Raw genomic sequence first — 14044 nt, 5'->3', positions numbered from 1 at the left:
GCCCTACGACACACAGGAGCCGCCGTGCCGACCTTCAGCGTTCCGGGCGCCGAGCTCGACGTGGAACTCAGTGACGAGGGCGGCCATCCGGTGGTCCAGCTCCACGGCCTCACCTCCAGCCGCCATCGTGACCGCCTGATGGCGCTCGATCTCGGCCGCGGGCTCAGTGGGACCCGGCTGCTGCGGTACGACGCACGCGGACACGGCCATTCGTCCGGTCGTGCGGTGCCGGAGGACTACCGCTGGCCGGTGCTGGCCGACGACCTGCTCAGGCTGCTCGACCACTGGTTTCCCGGCGAGCAGGTGCACGGTGTCGGGCCGTCGATGGGCACCGGCACCCTGCTGCACGCCGCGGTGCGCGATCCGGGCCGGTTCGTCGGACTCACCCTGCTGGTGCCCGCGACCGCCTGGGACACCCGTGCCGCCAAGGCCGACACGTACCGACGCAATGCCGCGGTGATCGAGGAGCAGGGGCTGGGCGCGTTCCTCGGCGCCGACCTCGCCGTGCCCCGCCCACCGGCGACCGTCGGGACTCCCGAAACCGTGCCGGATGTTTCCGAACACCTGCTTCCGTCGCTGTTCCGCGGGGCCGCGCTGAGCGATCTGCCCGCACCGGCCGAGATCGCCGGAATCGACGTGCCGACCACGGTGCTGGCCTGGATCGACGACCCCGCCCATCCGGTGTCCACCGCCGAGGCACTGGTGGAGCTGCTGCCCAAGGCCACCCTCGAGGTGGCCGGCACACCGGCCGATCTCGCGCGCTGGCCGAGCATCCTGTGCGAGGACGTGGCGCGGCACGGGTAGAGCCGCCCTCGCGACAACAGGCCATCGGCGCCGCTGCGCCCTATACTCCCGCCATGCTGATCATCGGGATGATCCTGTTCGGATTGCTGGTCGGTGCCGCCGCACAACTCGTCCTGGGCAGGTCCCGGTCCGGAATCGACTGGACCCTGGCACTTGTCGCGGGTGTCGTCGGTTCGTTCGTGGGCGGGCTGATCGTCAGCCTCCTCGCCGGCGACGGCCTCGAACTACGCCTCAGCGGCATCATCGGCTCCATCGCCGGCGCGATCATCGTCACCGCCGCATGGTCCTGGTGGAAGAACCGGTCCGCGTCACCGGTCGACTGAGACCCCGGACCGAGCGAACCCGGATGTCGATGCCACCTCCACCGAATGGGTACGGGTACAGCCCAACTCCACCCGGCTGGCCCCCACAGCCTCCGGCTCGACGGCCGAAGTGGCCCTGGGCCATGGCCGGCGTGGCAATCGTGGCGATCGTCGCCGTTGCCGCTCTCGTCATCCTCCTTGTCCGCAATTCGGACTCCGGTGGCGACGCTGACGTCGCCGTGAGAACGCCGGCATCGACCGTGACGGCCACCACTTCGGCTGCAGCATCCACGGCCGCCGGGCCCGTATCGAGTGCCGCCTCCGCTGTGCGCGACACGCCGACCAACGGCATCCTGAAGGTCGGCACGGACATCCAGCCCGGCGAGTACGCGATCCGACCCACTCGCTCCACGGGCGGTTACTGGGAGCGACTGTCGTGCCTGACGGGAGACTTCTCCTGCATCTCGGCGAACGACATCGTTCAGGGTAGCGGCTACCTGACCATTCTTCCCGGCGATGTCGCGGTGCGGATCGAGAACCTCGAGCTGACTCCGACCGGCAATCCCGCACCCGCCACGGCGGGTTCGACAGCATCCTCTGCAGGATCCAATTCCCCCGTCGGCGGCACGGACGAACAGGGGTTCGTCGACGTGCCTTCGGCCCGTTGCAACTACACCGATCCCGCGATCGCCGTGGGGCAAACCACCGCGTCCCTCGTCGTGATCTGCGAAACGGGGGTGGGACGGCTGTATTACAAGGGAATTCGACTCAGCGACGGGGCAGCGATCGAGATCGACGACCCGGTCGCCACCGGCGACGGCTTCACCGCGACCAACGACGGTGTGCAGTACCGGCTGAGCCCGACCTCGCTCGTCATCACCGAAGGGTCCACCCTGCTCACCGAGGAGTCGGTGTTGCAGTACTGGTCGCGGTAGTCCGACGTCGAATCCGACGCATTTCCCACATCTCGTCGCAGCTCGTCCGCCCCATCAGTTGGCCGAGGTCAGTCACCGGATGGAACCTCGGAACCGACGAACCTGTCGGTGACACTCGGTACAATCGAACATATGAGCGAACCGGAAGGTGTCGAGCAGACGGTGACGGCCGCCGATGTGGAGCGATGGGTCCACCGGCTCGCCCGGACCGACGGCCCCCACCAGCAGGCCGAGCGCATCGACCTGCTCTGCGCCCTCGAACGCCTCTCCTGCGCCGCCGCGGGACTCCAGGCTCAGGTCACGGCGAATTTCGTCGCCGACCAACGCCGCGCGGCAGCCGATGCGGCGGCATCCACCTCGGCCTGGCCACCACCCTCGCCACCGAACTCCCCCCACCCTCGCCGCACTGCGCGCAGGGTGCATCACCGAATGGCGGGCCACCCAGATCGCCCGCGAAACCGCTTGCCTCTCAACCGAAGACCGCGCCGACGTCGACCGGAAACCGGCCGCCGACCCCGCGCCTCGAGAAGATGAGCGACCGCGAGACCGTCGCCAGTGCACGCCAGCTGGCGTACGAAGCCGACAAGAGGGTCTGGATCCGACGCAAGGCCAAGGCACACTCCGAACGTCGGGTGTCGATCCGCCCCGCTCCCGACTCGATGGCCTACGTGACGGCACTGCTCCCCCTGGCCGACGGCGTCGCCTGCCATGCCGCCCTCGCCGCAGCTGCCGCGTCGGCGACCGCCACCGGCGACGAACGGACCCGCGGCCGGATCATGGCCGACACCCTCGTCTCCCGCACAGTCACCGCGCCGACCGACGACACGACCGCACCCCCGACACCGGTTCGGGTGACGGCGGACCGACCACCCTCGACAAGGGTCAGGGCCTGCGCGAGGCATGCAACCACGCCAAACAGGCACCCGGCTGGGTCGCCGAGACGCTCGACTCCCCCGACGGCACACACGAAGTCCGGATCACCACACCCACCGGGCACATCCACCACAGCGTTGCACCACCGGCGGCGCGGCCGACCGCGTGACGGTGGGATGATGACGCGCGTGCCGATGCCTCCACCGCTGCCCGTCCGGAACGGGGTCGGGCCGACGCGGCTGCGTGTCCCGACGTCCGGGCCGTGGGCGACGATCGCCGAGTACGTCGTCGCGAGGTTCGACCACCTCGACGCCGACGGCCTGTACCGGCGGTTCGACGCCGGCGAGATCGTCGGCGTCGACGGCAGTCCGATCGGTCGCGGCACGCCCTTGGGCGCGCACCAATTCGTCTGGTACCACCGCGATCTGCCGGTGGAGGAACCGGTGCCGTTCCACGAGGAGATCCTGCACGTCGACGACGACCTCGTGGTGATCGACAAGCCACACTTCCTTCCGACCACCCCGAGCGGGCGATACCTGCGCGAGTCCGCGCTCGTCCGACTCCGGATCCGCCTCGACAATCCGGATCTGACGCCGATCCATCGACTCGACCGCGCGACCGCCGGCCTGGTGATGTTCTCGGCCCGTCCCGCGACACGCGGCGCATACCAGTCGCTGTTCGAGAAGCGGCAGGTCGCGAAGGTCTACGAGGCGGTGTCGGCGAGGCCGCCCGGATGGAATTCGGGGGACCTGCCGATCGTCTACCGCAACCACATCGAGTCGCAGCGCGGCAGGCTCCGGGTCGTCGTCGACGACGCCCGAGAACCCAACGCCGAGACGGAGATCGACGTGCGCGGGACCGGTGTCAGCGCATCCGGGCGTGCGGTGCTGCACACGACGCTGCGCCCCCACACCGGACGGATGCACCAGCTGCGGGTGCACCTGGCCGCGCTCGGCGTCGGGATCCTCGGCGACCGGCTGTATCCCGAACTCCTGCCCGAGGCGCCGGACGATCACGCCCTTCCCCTGCAGCTACTCGCGCGGGAACTGGAGTTCACCGATCCACTGTCCGGCGCGGCGCGCCGCTTCGTGACGCGGCGGGCTTTGACCGAGGCACCCTAGTCTTGTCCGCATGGCCAATGCGAACGCCGAGCACCTGCACCCCGAGTCCCTCGACGAGTGGCACGCGTGGCTGCGGGACAACCACGACCACTCCGCAGGCATCTGGCTCGTGTTCTGGCGCAAGGAATCCGGCAGCGCACCGCTCGACTACGACCAGGTCGTGCGGGAGGCGTTGTGTTGGGGGTGGGTCGACGGGCACACCCGGACCATCGACGAGCACCGCCGAGGCATGTGGTTCACCCGACGCGGCCGCAACAGCGCGTGGGCCGCGTCCAACAAGGCCCGCGTGACCGATCTGCTCGCCGAGGGGCGCATGCAGCCGGCGGGACTGGCGGTCGTCGACGACGCCAAGCAGCGGGGTCTGTGGACGCTGCTCGACGACGCCGAGGCACTCGTCGAATCCCCGGAGCTCACCGCGGCGCTGGACGCCGACCCGCAGGCCCGCACCCACTGGGACGCGTGGCCGCCGAGCGTGCGCAAGTTCGCGCTCGGCCAGATCGCATACGCGAAGCAGCCTGCGACCAAGACCAGGCGGATCGCCGGCATCGTCGAGAAGGCCGCCCGCAACGAGCGACCGTGATCGGCACCGGCCTTCGCGGCTCGGTCGGCGTCAGGCCGGCTCCTGCATCACGCCGACATGACGCACCGTCCCGGACAGGCCGGGAAGCTCCTGCCGCGGCGACCACGTGTTCAGCCCGTCCGTGCTGTCGGAGTAGAAGTACTTGCCCTCGGTATAGCCGTCGAAGTACATCCGCCAGGTGCCGCTGGGCAACTGGACCACGGCCGGGCCCTCCACCGGCGAACCCCAGTCGCCGGGCGCGACGAACGAGTAGGGTCCCGCCAGCGACGGCGCGACCGCGTGCTCGATGACCTTCTTCGTCTCGTTCTTCGTGAAGGCGTGATAGGTCGATCCGACCTTGACCACGGTGGTGTCGATGTGGTCCGCGCCGATCCCGCCGAGCGGAACGGGCGGGCTCCACAACCGGAGCGACGGGTCGAGCGCCGTCATCAGATACGGCACGAATCCGCCGCCCGTCGACATGGACAGGATGACGTTGACGCGGCCTGCGTCCACGAACCATTCCGGCGCCCAGGCCTTGGTGGTGAACGGCGACAACGACGGTCCGTCGCTGAAGCCGGCCGACCCCGAGAAGCCCGGTGGGCTCGCGGAACCCGTGCCGTCCCCCGTACCCGGCAGGAAGGCGCAGCAGAACGGGACCGGCCAGTTCCCCAGCGGCGTCCAGTTGACGCGGTCACTGCTGCGCGCGAAGCCGATGTTCGCCCCGTCCACCGTCGTGTAGGTGACGTAGTAGGACCCGTCCGTGTGCCGGAAGATGCTCGGATCCCGCACCACCCCGGACGGGGGCCGATACGCCGACGGCTGGACGAGTTGGAATCCGGTGCCGTCCCCCGACTCGTACACGTCCATGTCGCGGTCGCTGGTGTTGCTGAACGCCACCATCATGTACCGCCAGTCGGGCGGCGGTGCGGCGCCACCACTTGCCGGGGTCGCGATCAGCAGGCCCGCGACCGCGAGCACCACCGTCGACAGGGCGGACAGGATGGTTCGCTTGGTGCGCGTCACCGGTGCAGTATCCACGAGAACAGGCCGCGATGCGCGGCTTGGCGGTTGGCCCTTCCGACGCCTACGGAACGAGGATGGTCTTGCCCGTGGTCTGCCTGCCCTCCAGCGCGGCGTGGGCAGCTGCTGTGTCGGCCAGCGGGTATGCGGCCCCGATGTGGATGTCGAGCTTGCCCGCGGCCACCAGGTCGAAGACCTCCCGGGTCCGCCAGTGCCGCTCCTCGTCGGTGCGCAGGTAGTCACCGGTCTTCGGGCGCGTCACGTACAGCGAGCCGGAGGTGTTGAGCCGTTGCAGCTGGAACGGGGGCACGGGGCCGGAGGAACCGCCGAACAACACCAACATGCCGCGCACCTTGATGGCGGCCAGCGAGCTGTCGAACGTGTCCTTGCCGACGCCGTCGTAGACCACGTCCACGCCGCGGCCGTCGGTCAGGTCGCGGACGCGAGTGGGAACCTCGTCGTAGGAGAGGACGTGATCCGCGCCCGCGGCCCGGGCGATCTCGGCCTTGGCGTCGGTCGACGTGGTGGCGATCACCGTGGCGCCGCGCAGCGCGGACAGCTGAATCAGCAACCGCCCCACGCCACCCGCGCCGGCGTGTACCAGGACGACGTCACCGTCCTGGACGGGATAGCAGGAGTGCGTGAGGTAATGCGCGGTGATGCCCTGGGACAACGTCGCCGCCGCGGTCTCCAGGGGGACGCCGTCCGGCACCGGAACCGCCTTCGCGGCATCGATCACCGTGTGGGTGGCGTACGTCTGCTTGCCCCACATGGTCGCCACGCGGTCGCCCACGCGGAACCCGGTGACCCCGTCACCGAGCGCCTCGACCGTGCCCGCGCATTCACTGCCGGGGACGAAGGGGTACTCGGCCGGGTAAACCCCTGCGCGGCGGTAGGTTTCGATGAAGTTGACCCCCGTGGCGGCCATTCTGACCAGCACCTGGCCGGGGCCGGGCTGGGGCAGCTCCATGGGAACGATCTTCAGGACTTCCGGTCCGCCTGCCTCCTCGACGACGACACGATAGAAGCTCATGGGGGGCCTTCCTACTCGGTCCATGGCGGACCACAGGGGAAACGATTTCATTACCGTAGACACACCAGCAGCGGTTCTCCAATTACCTTTTTGGTCATAGTGAATGACCAAATCGGTCGTACAGTTCCCGCTCCTCCCCATGGCATGCTGACCACTCGAACCCGAGCCTCGGCCGCAGGAATTCGGACAGCAGATGAGGACACGTGCACCCCGCCCACCAGGAATTGACGCCGGAGACGACGCCGGACACGGCGCGCTGGCGCATCCTGGCCGTCCTCCTCACCGCCCAGTTCATGTCGCTGGTGGGCATCAGCATCGTGAACGTCGTCCTGCCGACCGTTCAGTCCGGCATCGGTGCGTCACAGGCCGACCTCCAGTGGGTGCTGTCCGGCTACGCGCTCACCTTCGGCATCGTCCTGGTCGCAGCCGGGAGGGCCGGCGATGTGCTCGGGCGCGGCGCCCTCTTCGCCGCGGGAGTCGCGACGTTCACCCTCGCCTCCGTCGCAGCGGGCCTGGCCGTCGAGCCCACGGGCCTGGTCGTGGCCCGCTTCGTCCAGGGCGCAGGTTCCGGGCTCGTCACCCCACAGGTGATGGGCATGATGCAACGCCACTTCCGAGGGCGCGAACTCGGCAGGGCCTACGGGTTCTTCGGCGCGGTCTCCGGGGTCTCCGTCGCCGTCGGACCCCTGCTCGGCGGGGCGTTCGTCGCCCTGTTCGGGGCGGACACCGGGTGGCGGTGGACCTTCCTGCTGAACGCTCCCCTGGGAGTTGCCACACTGATCCTGGCGGCGGCATGGTTTCCGCGCCCCTGGCCGGCAACCACCGAGCGCCGCAACGCCCGCGCCCGACACGACCTCGATCCGGTGGGCTGCGTGCTGCTGGGACTGAGCATCCTGACGCTCCTCCTCCCCTTCGTCAATGGTCGGCAGCACCCCTGGACGTGGTGGCTCCTCCCGGTGAGCGCGGCACTGTCGGCGTGGTGGATCCGCTGGGAACGCACCTACCTCCACCGCGGCCGGGCACCGATGGTCGACCTCGCGCTGTTCCGCATTCCCTCGTTCGCGCTCGGCAACATCATCGGCGGCCTCTACTATCTCGGGACCACCAGCGTGTGGGTCCTGGTCGCGATGTACACCCAGCAGGGAGCGGGCTTCTCGGCACTGCAGGCCGGACTCCTCGGCCTGCCCTCCGCCCTGTGCGCCGCCTTCGCCGCGCAGTGGGCCGGCTCCCGGGTGACCGGGTACGGCCGCCGGATCGTCATCGCCGGTGCCGTCGTCGCACTCGGCGGACTGGGCGCCGGCATCGGCGTGATCTGGGCCCACGGCGCCGCCGGCACCAGCCTGTGGTGGCTGCTGCCGACGCTGTCCCTCATGGGCATCGCCCAGGGAGCGATCATCTCGCCGAACCAGACGCTCACCATGATGGACGTTCCCGTCGGACAATCCGGCAGCGCCGGCGGGCTGGTCCAGACATCACAACGGATCGGCACCGCCATCGGCATCGCGATGATCACGGCGATCTTCTTCGCCACGCAGCAACGGACATCCTGGGACGCCGCCATGATCGTCGCCCTCACCTCGATCGCGGCGGTCGTGCTCGCGACCCTCGCGGTGGCAGTCGCCGACCAGCGCAAGCGCTCAGCGGCTCTCACCGCCTCGTAGTCGCCGGCGACGATGACGAGAATCGGCAGGTGCTCGACGGAACCATCGGGCGTCGACGCCGCGGGTGGGCACCGAGAACAGCCGGAGGATCTCGACCACCCCAGAACTCCGGCCCCGGCGCCCTCGACCTCGGCACGCACAGCGACCCGACAGCCTGGCCGCGATAGTTCGCATGTGTAACATTTGCGCTCGTGCTGGTCATCCCTCAGGCTGCCGGAAAGGACAGTAACGTCGACTATTCGGCGCTACCCGGACCGGGCGGGCGACCGTCCAAGATGCCTGCGCTCGACGCACGACGGTGGACACTGAAGGTAGCGCTCTCGCAGCGTCCGTGGAGCTTCGTCGCCTCGGGCGGCATGGCGGTCGCCTTCGTCTGCAACGGCCTGACGCCCGTCGTCGTGGGCAGGGCAGTGGATGAGGCCGTCGCCACCTCGTCACCCGGCCGACTGGGATTCTGGATCCTGGTTCTGGGCTGCCTTTTCGTGCTCGCCATCGGCGTGAACTGGATCGCTCGCTTCATGCTGATCCGCAGTCAGCAGCTGGTCAGCCATGATCTGCGCACCATGGTCACCGACCGCATCCAGGATCCGCGTGGGTTCGCCGGCCGTGAGCGCACCGCAGGCGGATTGCTGTCGATCGCATCGTCGGACACCAGCCGGGTCGGCGAGATCGTGATGATGACGGTCATGCCTGTGGCCGAGGCGGCGGCCATCGTCTACGGCGCCATCATGATGTTCACCATCAGTCCCTGGCTGAGCCTGGCCACCCTCGTCGGCGGTCCGCTCCTGGTGATCGTGGCCCTCCGGGTGGCCCGCCCGCTGCAGAGTCGTTCGGTGGCACGTCAGCATGCGATCGCTCAGGCCGCGGCGACCGCCGCGGATGTGGTGCAGGGATTGCGCATCCTGAAGGGCCTGGGCGCGATCGTCACCGTCCGGGGTCGCTATGACGAGGTCTCGGACATCGCCTATGACAAGACCATTCACGCCAATGCCGCCGAGGCGCGTCTCAACGGGGCCACGGAGGCCGCCGGCGCGATCTTCGTCTCCGCCGTCGGCATCACCACCGGCGCGTTCGCACTCAACGGGCACGTGACCATCGGTGAACTCATCACGGTCGTCGGCCTGACCCAGTTCCTCATCACTCCGATGACCATGTTCGGCAGGAACCTCGCCTCACGCTGGGCCTCGGCCGAGGCATCCGGAAGGCGTATCCGCGAGGTTCTCGGGGCAGGCTTCGAGCGCACCACAGAGGTCGACGCCACCAGGACCTCTCGGTTCATGGAGGCCCTGCCGACGGGTCTCACCGTCGTACGCGGCACCGACCACGAGCTGATCTCCCAGCTGGAGTCGCTGCCCCGGACCAGGGTGATCGTCGTCCCGCACGCGGCTGACCTGTTCGACGGCAGCGTCGCCGACAACGTCCACCCCGACCGGGCGACCGCCGAGGAGGCACTCCGCGTCGCCTGCTGCGATGACATCCCCGAGGGCCCCGACAAGCGCGTCGGCGAGAACGGACGCATGCTGTCCGGCGGTCAGCGCCAGCGCGTGGCCCTGGCACGGGCCATCGCCTTCGACCCCGAGGTCCTCGTGCTGCAGGATCCAACCACCGCGGTGGACTCGGTGACGGAGCAGAACCTCGCCGAGCGGGTGTCCCGGCACCGGGCAGGCAAGATCACGCTCGTGTTCAGCGAGGCCCCGGCATGGAACGCCGTGGCGGCCAACCACCTGAGCGTGGTGGACCTGGGGGCAACAGCGGAGGAGCTGCTGGTGGGGGCCGCCCGATGAATCCGTCGACGAGCGCGAGACCACCCGCCAAGGCCGACACCGCCCTTCGGTTCCCCCTGGCCACGCTGAGGCAGGTGCGGCGTGAGGTGGCGCGTCAGCTGGGCCGGGTCCGCCACGCCAAGCTGTTGTTCCTGCTCGCTCTGGTGCTGCTCGGTCTCGGCGCGTACGCCGGTGTGCTGGTGCCGCAGTTGATGGGCCGGATCGTGGACCTGATGGCGGACCACACCCAGCGATCGCTGTGGCTGATCGGCGCAGGTCTGATGTCCGCCGCGATCGCCGGCGCGGTCATGAACGCCTGCGGCTTCTATCTGGTGTCACGGCTGTCCGAGCGCGTGATCGCGAACCTGCGCCAGGACATGGTCGGCACCGCTCTGGGACTGCCCACCCACCGAGTCGAGGATGCAGGCGCAGGCGATCTGGTCAGCCGTTCCACCGATGACGTCGCCGAGCTGTCCGCCGCCGTCACGGAGACCCTGCCGACGCTGTCCACCTCACTGTTCACGGTCATTGCCACCGTCGTCGCCCTGTTCGTGCTGGACTGGCATTTTCTGATCATCCCGGTGATCGTCGCGCCGGTGTACTACGTTGCCGCGCGCCTCTACCTCGCCAAGGCTCCCGGGCGCTATGCCGCCGAGCGCGCCGCCATGGCCGAGCGGGCCCGCCGCGTCCTGGAGGCCATCCGCGGTCGCGCGACGGTGCGTGCGTTCTCGATGGAAGACCGCGTCCACACCGACATCGAGAACGCCTCGTGGGGGGTGGTCCGCAAGGGCATCAGGGCTCGCACCACGATGCTCGTCCTCAACGTCTGGATGCTCGGTGCCGAGTTCCTCATGCTGACGATCGCGCTGTCGGTGGGTTACCGCCTGGTGTCCACCGGCGCCCTCACCGTGGGCGCCGTGACCGGGGCGGTGCTCATGATCATCCGGCTGCGCGGCCCCTTGAACACGTTCATGCGCGTGCTCGACGTCGTGCAGTCCGGGTACGCCTCGCTGGCACGTGTCGTGGGCGTGGTCTCCGATCCGCCGGTGCCGGTACCCGACAGCGGCGCCGATGCTCCCCGAGGGCACGTCGAGCTGCGCAACGTCAGCTTCAGCTACGGCGGCGCCTGGGCCGTACGCAACATCAACCTGACCATCACCCCGGGCGAGACCGTCGCCGTCGTGGGCGCGTCAGGGGCCGGAAAGACCACGGTGGCAGCGCTGCTGGCGGGACTGCACATACCCGACGAGGGTGAGGTGCTCGTCGACGGACACCCCGTGTCGGCACTGTCCGACCGTGAGCGCATCGCGCGTCTCGCCATGGTCAGCCAGGAAGTGCACGTCTTCTCCGGAACCCTGCGCCAGGACATGACCCTCGCCAAGCCCGATGCCACCGATGCAGAGCTCCGTTCGGTACTCGATCTGGTAGATGCCCGCTCATGGTTCGACCGGCTTCCTCAGGGGCTCGACACCGTGGTCGGCGCGCGTGGCATCCAGTTGGAGCCGGTGGCCGCTCAGCAGCTGGCGCTGGCTCGCGTTCTGCTTCTCGACCCGGCCATCGTCGTCATGGACGAGGCGACTGCCGAGGCCGGCTCCGCTGGGGCGGGGGCGTTGGAGGATGCCGCTGACGCGGTGACCCGTGATCGTTCGGCCCTGGTGGTGGCACACCGCCTGGACCAGGCCTCGCGCGCCGACAACATTCTCGTCATGGACGCGGGGCAGGTCGTGGAGCAGGGCACCCATGACGACCTGCTCGCTGTTGGCGGGATCTACCACCACCTGTGGTCCGCATGGACTGCCGGTCGGCGAGAGATCGGCAGCGCCGACCACGGCGGCGCGGTCGCGGACGAAGTCGGCGGCTACGCTCCGGACGGGGATTCCGATCCCGACCTCGTCACCTCGGGTGTGACCGCGTAGTCGCGTGCTCCCGGCATGCGATCGGCGCGAAACACGAAGCGCTGTGACAAAGCCCGCCCCGTCCAGCTCATCGACCACGATTCTGTGTGACAGGCCGACAGCTTCCAGGCCCCACGTGACGCGCGCCCAGCCGCGCACGAGCGGCACGACCGGTTTCTGCACAACGCCCTCCATCAGCGCGGTGAGACAGCCACCTCTGGCCCGACGCGGACGACAAAACCCGCAGGGCCGCGGACGAGCTGTTCCGGACCTCTGCGGGTTCTGCTGCGGACGGACGGCCTCAAATAGGCAGCTGACCTGGGGTTCTACACGTTGAAGCGGAACTCCACCACGTCCCCGTCCTGCATGATGTACTCCTTGCCCTCCATCCGCACCTTGCCTGCGGCCTTGGCGGCGTTCATGGAGCCGGCGTCGACGAGGTCGTCGAAGGAGACGATCTCGGCCTTGATGAAGCCGCGTTCGAAGTCGGTGTGGATGACGCCGGCGGCCTGGGGGGCGGTGTCGCCCTTGTGGATGGTCCAGGCGCGGGCTTCCTTCGGGCCTGCGGTGAGGTAGGTCTGGAGGCCGAGCGTGTGGAAGCCGACACGGGCGAGGGCGTGCAGGCCGGGCTCGGTCTGGCCGATGGAGTCGAGCATCTCCTGCCGGTCCTCCTCGTCGAGTTCGAGGAGTTCCTGCTCGACCTTCGCGTCGAGGAAGACGGAGTCGGCGGGCGCGACGGACGCGCGGAGCTCGGCGACCTTCGCCTCGTCGGTGAGGACGGCCTCGTCGGCGTTGAAGACGTACAGAAACGGCTTGGTGGTGAGCAGGCTCAGCTCACGGAGCAGACCGAAGTCCAGCTTGTCCTTGACGCTGAACAGGGTCTTGCCCTCGTCGAGGAACGTCTGAGCCTTGACGGCCTCCTCGTGCAGGGGCTTGAGCTCCTTGTTCTTCTTCGCTTCCTTCTCGAGACGCGGCAGCGCCTTCTCGAGGGTCTGCATGTCGGCGATGACGAGCTCGGTCTCGATCACCTCGATGTCGGACGCCGGGTCGACGCGGCCGTCGACGTGCACGACGTCGTCGTCGGCGAACACACGCACGACCTGGCAGATGGCGTCGGCCTCGCGGATGTTCGCGAGGAACTTGTTGCCCAGGCCGGCGCCTTCGGACGCGCCCTTGACGATGCCTGCGATGTCGACGAACGACACGGTCGCGGGCAGGATCCGCTCGGAACCGAAGATCTCGGCGAGCTTGTTCAGCCGCGGATCGGGCAGTTCCACCAGTCCGACGTTGGGCTCGATCGTCGCGAACGGGTAGTTCGCGGCCAGCACGTCGTTCTGGGTCAGCGCGTTGAAAAGGGTCGACTTGCCGACGTTGGGAAGGCCGACGATTCCGAGGGTAAGGCTCACAGTCTGCAGATTCTACGGACCGGCGGAAACCGCGCGGTCACCCCGCCCGGGCGACGGTCACCGCCCAGGGTGCGTCGGCGCGCCACGGCCGCAGATCCCAGGTGGCGAAGCGGTGCTCCACCTCGAGTCCCGCCGCGGTCAGATCCCGGTCGAAACGGTCCACGGTGTAGGTGTGATCGGTCGCGAACCCGGCGATCAGCACACCGCCCGGCGCCAGGTGCCGGGCCAGGCGCCGGCAGACCGCCGCCTCCGTGCCCGGTTCGAGAAAGATCATCACGTTGCCCGCGGCCACCACCGCGTCGAACCGTTCGCCCGGCAGGTCGAGTTCGGCGAGGTCGGACCGGACCACCGTCAGCAACCCGGTCGCCCGGGCCGCGTCGAGGAGGATCGGATCGAGGTCGACGCCGGTGACCCGATGCCCTCGCCGGGCCAGTTCGGCGCCGACGCGTCCGGTGCCGCAGCCCGCGTCGAGTACCCACGAGCCGCGCGCGAGGACCGCGTCGACCATCCGTGCCTCGCCGTGCAGATCCGTACCCGACGCCGCCAGCTCCTCGAACCGTGCGACGTAGGCGCGCGATGCGTCCTCCCCCCGCTCCCTCTCCCACCGTGTCACCTGGTCCAGACTAGGTGCAGAACCGTCGAAGGGAGCATCGGGTGAGGTGGCTGATC

Annotated in this window: 12 protein-coding genes; 8 read left to right on the top strand and 4 right to left on the bottom strand. The window is 69.1% G+C overall.

Annotation, left to right across the window (positions count from 1 at the left end; genetic code table 11):
- Positions 1–24: 24 nt before the first annotated feature.
- From ACFYVR_RS20195 to ACFYVR_RS20175, 5 genes are all read left to right on the top strand, one after another.
- The gene (locus ACFYVR_RS20195; RefSeq protein ID WP_387476417.1) at positions 25–804 is read left to right on the top strand and encodes an alpha/beta fold hydrolase; all 780 of its coding nucleotides are present in this window, start codon (positions 25–27) and stop codon (positions 802–804) included.
- Between the two features lie 53 nt (positions 805–857).
- Positions 858–1127: a GlsB/YeaQ/YmgE family stress response membrane protein gene (locus ACFYVR_RS20190; RefSeq protein ID WP_387476415.1), complete on the top strand. Its 270-nt coding sequence runs from the start codon at positions 858–860 to the stop codon at positions 1125–1127.
- 122 nt (positions 1128–1249) lie between these two features.
- Positions 1250–2041: a hypothetical protein gene (locus ACFYVR_RS20185; protein WP_387476413.1), complete on the top strand. Its 792-nt coding sequence runs from the start codon at positions 1250–1252 to the stop codon at positions 2039–2041.
- A 1049-nt stretch (positions 2042–3090) separates the two neighbouring features.
- Complete coding sequence (locus ACFYVR_RS20180; RefSeq protein ID WP_387476464.1) at positions 3091–4035, top strand: pseudouridine synthase; 945 nt, start codon at positions 3091–3093, stop codon at positions 4033–4035.
- 10 nt (positions 4036–4045) lie between these two features.
- Entirely contained in the window at positions 4046–4615 is a 570-nt protein-coding gene (locus tag ACFYVR_RS20175) for a YdeI family protein (RefSeq protein WP_387476411.1), read from the top strand.
- Between the two features lie 30 nt (positions 4616–4645).
- Here the strand turns inward: ACFYVR_RS20175 and ACFYVR_RS20170 are convergent, their stop codons facing one another.
- A complete protein-coding gene (locus ACFYVR_RS20170; protein WP_387476462.1) occupies positions 4646–5497 on the bottom strand; it encodes a glycoside hydrolase family 43 protein in 852 nt (283 codons plus the stop codon).
- 184 nt (positions 5498–5681) lie between these two features.
- Positions 5682–6650 (bottom strand): quinone oxidoreductase family protein, encoded by a 969-nt coding sequence (locus tag ACFYVR_RS20165; protein ID WP_387476409.1) that lies wholly within the window; start codon positions 6648–6650, stop codon positions 5682–5684.
- A gap of 203 nt (positions 6651–6853) precedes the next feature.
- Here ACFYVR_RS20165 and ACFYVR_RS20160 point away from each other — a divergent pair, with 203 nt between their 5' ends.
- From ACFYVR_RS20160 to ACFYVR_RS20150, 3 genes are all read left to right on the top strand, one after another.
- Entirely contained in the window at positions 6854–8311 is a 1458-nt protein-coding gene (locus ACFYVR_RS20160) for an MFS transporter (protein ID WP_387476407.1), read from the top strand.
- Between the two features lie 275 nt (positions 8312–8586).
- Entirely contained in the window at positions 8587–10095 is a 1509-nt protein-coding gene (locus tag ACFYVR_RS20155) for an ABC transporter transmembrane domain-containing protein (protein WP_387476405.1), read from the top strand.
- Positions 10092–11990, top strand: coding sequence for an ABC transporter ATP-binding protein (locus tag ACFYVR_RS20150; RefSeq protein WP_387476403.1), 1899 nt, complete (start codon positions 10092–10094; stop codon positions 11988–11990). Before ACFYVR_RS20155 ends, ACFYVR_RS20150 begins: the two co-directional genes overlap by 4 nt.
- Positions 11991–12295: 305 nt before the next feature.
- Here the strand turns inward: ACFYVR_RS20150 and ychF are convergent, their stop codons facing one another.
- Positions 12296–13375, bottom strand: coding sequence for a redox-regulated ATPase YchF (ychF, locus tag ACFYVR_RS20145; RefSeq protein ID WP_387476401.1), 1080 nt, complete (start codon positions 13373–13375; stop codon positions 12296–12298).
- A gap of 37 nt (positions 13376–13412) precedes the next feature.
- Positions 13413–13988, bottom strand: a complete 576-nt coding sequence (locus ACFYVR_RS20140; protein WP_387476399.1) for a class I SAM-dependent DNA methyltransferase — start codon at positions 13986–13988, stop codon at positions 13413–13415.
- Positions 13989–14044 lie beyond the last annotated feature (56 nt).

It is taken from the genome of Rhodococcus sp. NPDC003318 (assembly GCF_042879035.1).
In the GTDB taxonomy this organism is placed as follows: domain Bacteria; phylum Actinomycetota; class Actinomycetes; order Mycobacteriales; family Mycobacteriaceae; genus Rhodococcus_G.
The sequence above is the reverse complement of the archived record's forward strand: the minus strand, read 5'-3'. Positions and strand labels throughout refer to the sequence as shown.

Coding starts and splice junctions, on each gene's coding strand:
- ACFYVR_RS20190 (WP_387476415.1), top strand. CDS start 858: ATGCTGATCATCGGGATGATCCTGTTCGGATTGCTGGTCGGTGCCGCC.
- ACFYVR_RS20185 (WP_387476413.1), top strand. CDS start 1,250: ATGGCCGGCGTGGCAATCGTGGCGATCGTCGCCGTTGCCGCTCTCGTC.
- ACFYVR_RS20180 (WP_387476464.1), top strand. CDS start 3,091: ATGATGACGCGCGTGCCGATGCCTCCACCGCTGCCCGTCCGGAACGGG.
- ACFYVR_RS20175 (WP_387476411.1), top strand. CDS start 4,046: ATGGCCAATGCGAACGCCGAGCACCTGCACCCCGAGTCCCTCGACGAG.
- ACFYVR_RS20170 (WP_387476462.1), bottom strand. CDS start 5,497: ATGGTGGCGTTCAGCAACACCAGCGACCGCGACATGGACGTGTACGAG.
- ACFYVR_RS20165 (WP_387476409.1), bottom strand. CDS start 6,650: ATGAGCTTCTATCGTGTCGTCGTCGAGGAGGCAGGCGGACCGGAAGTC.
- ACFYVR_RS20155 (WP_387476405.1), top strand. CDS start 8,587: ATGCCTGCGCTCGACGCACGACGGTGGACACTGAAGGTAGCGCTCTCG.
- ACFYVR_RS20150 (WP_387476403.1), top strand. CDS start 10,092: ATGAATCCGTCGACGAGCGCGAGACCACCCGCCAAGGCCGACACCGCC.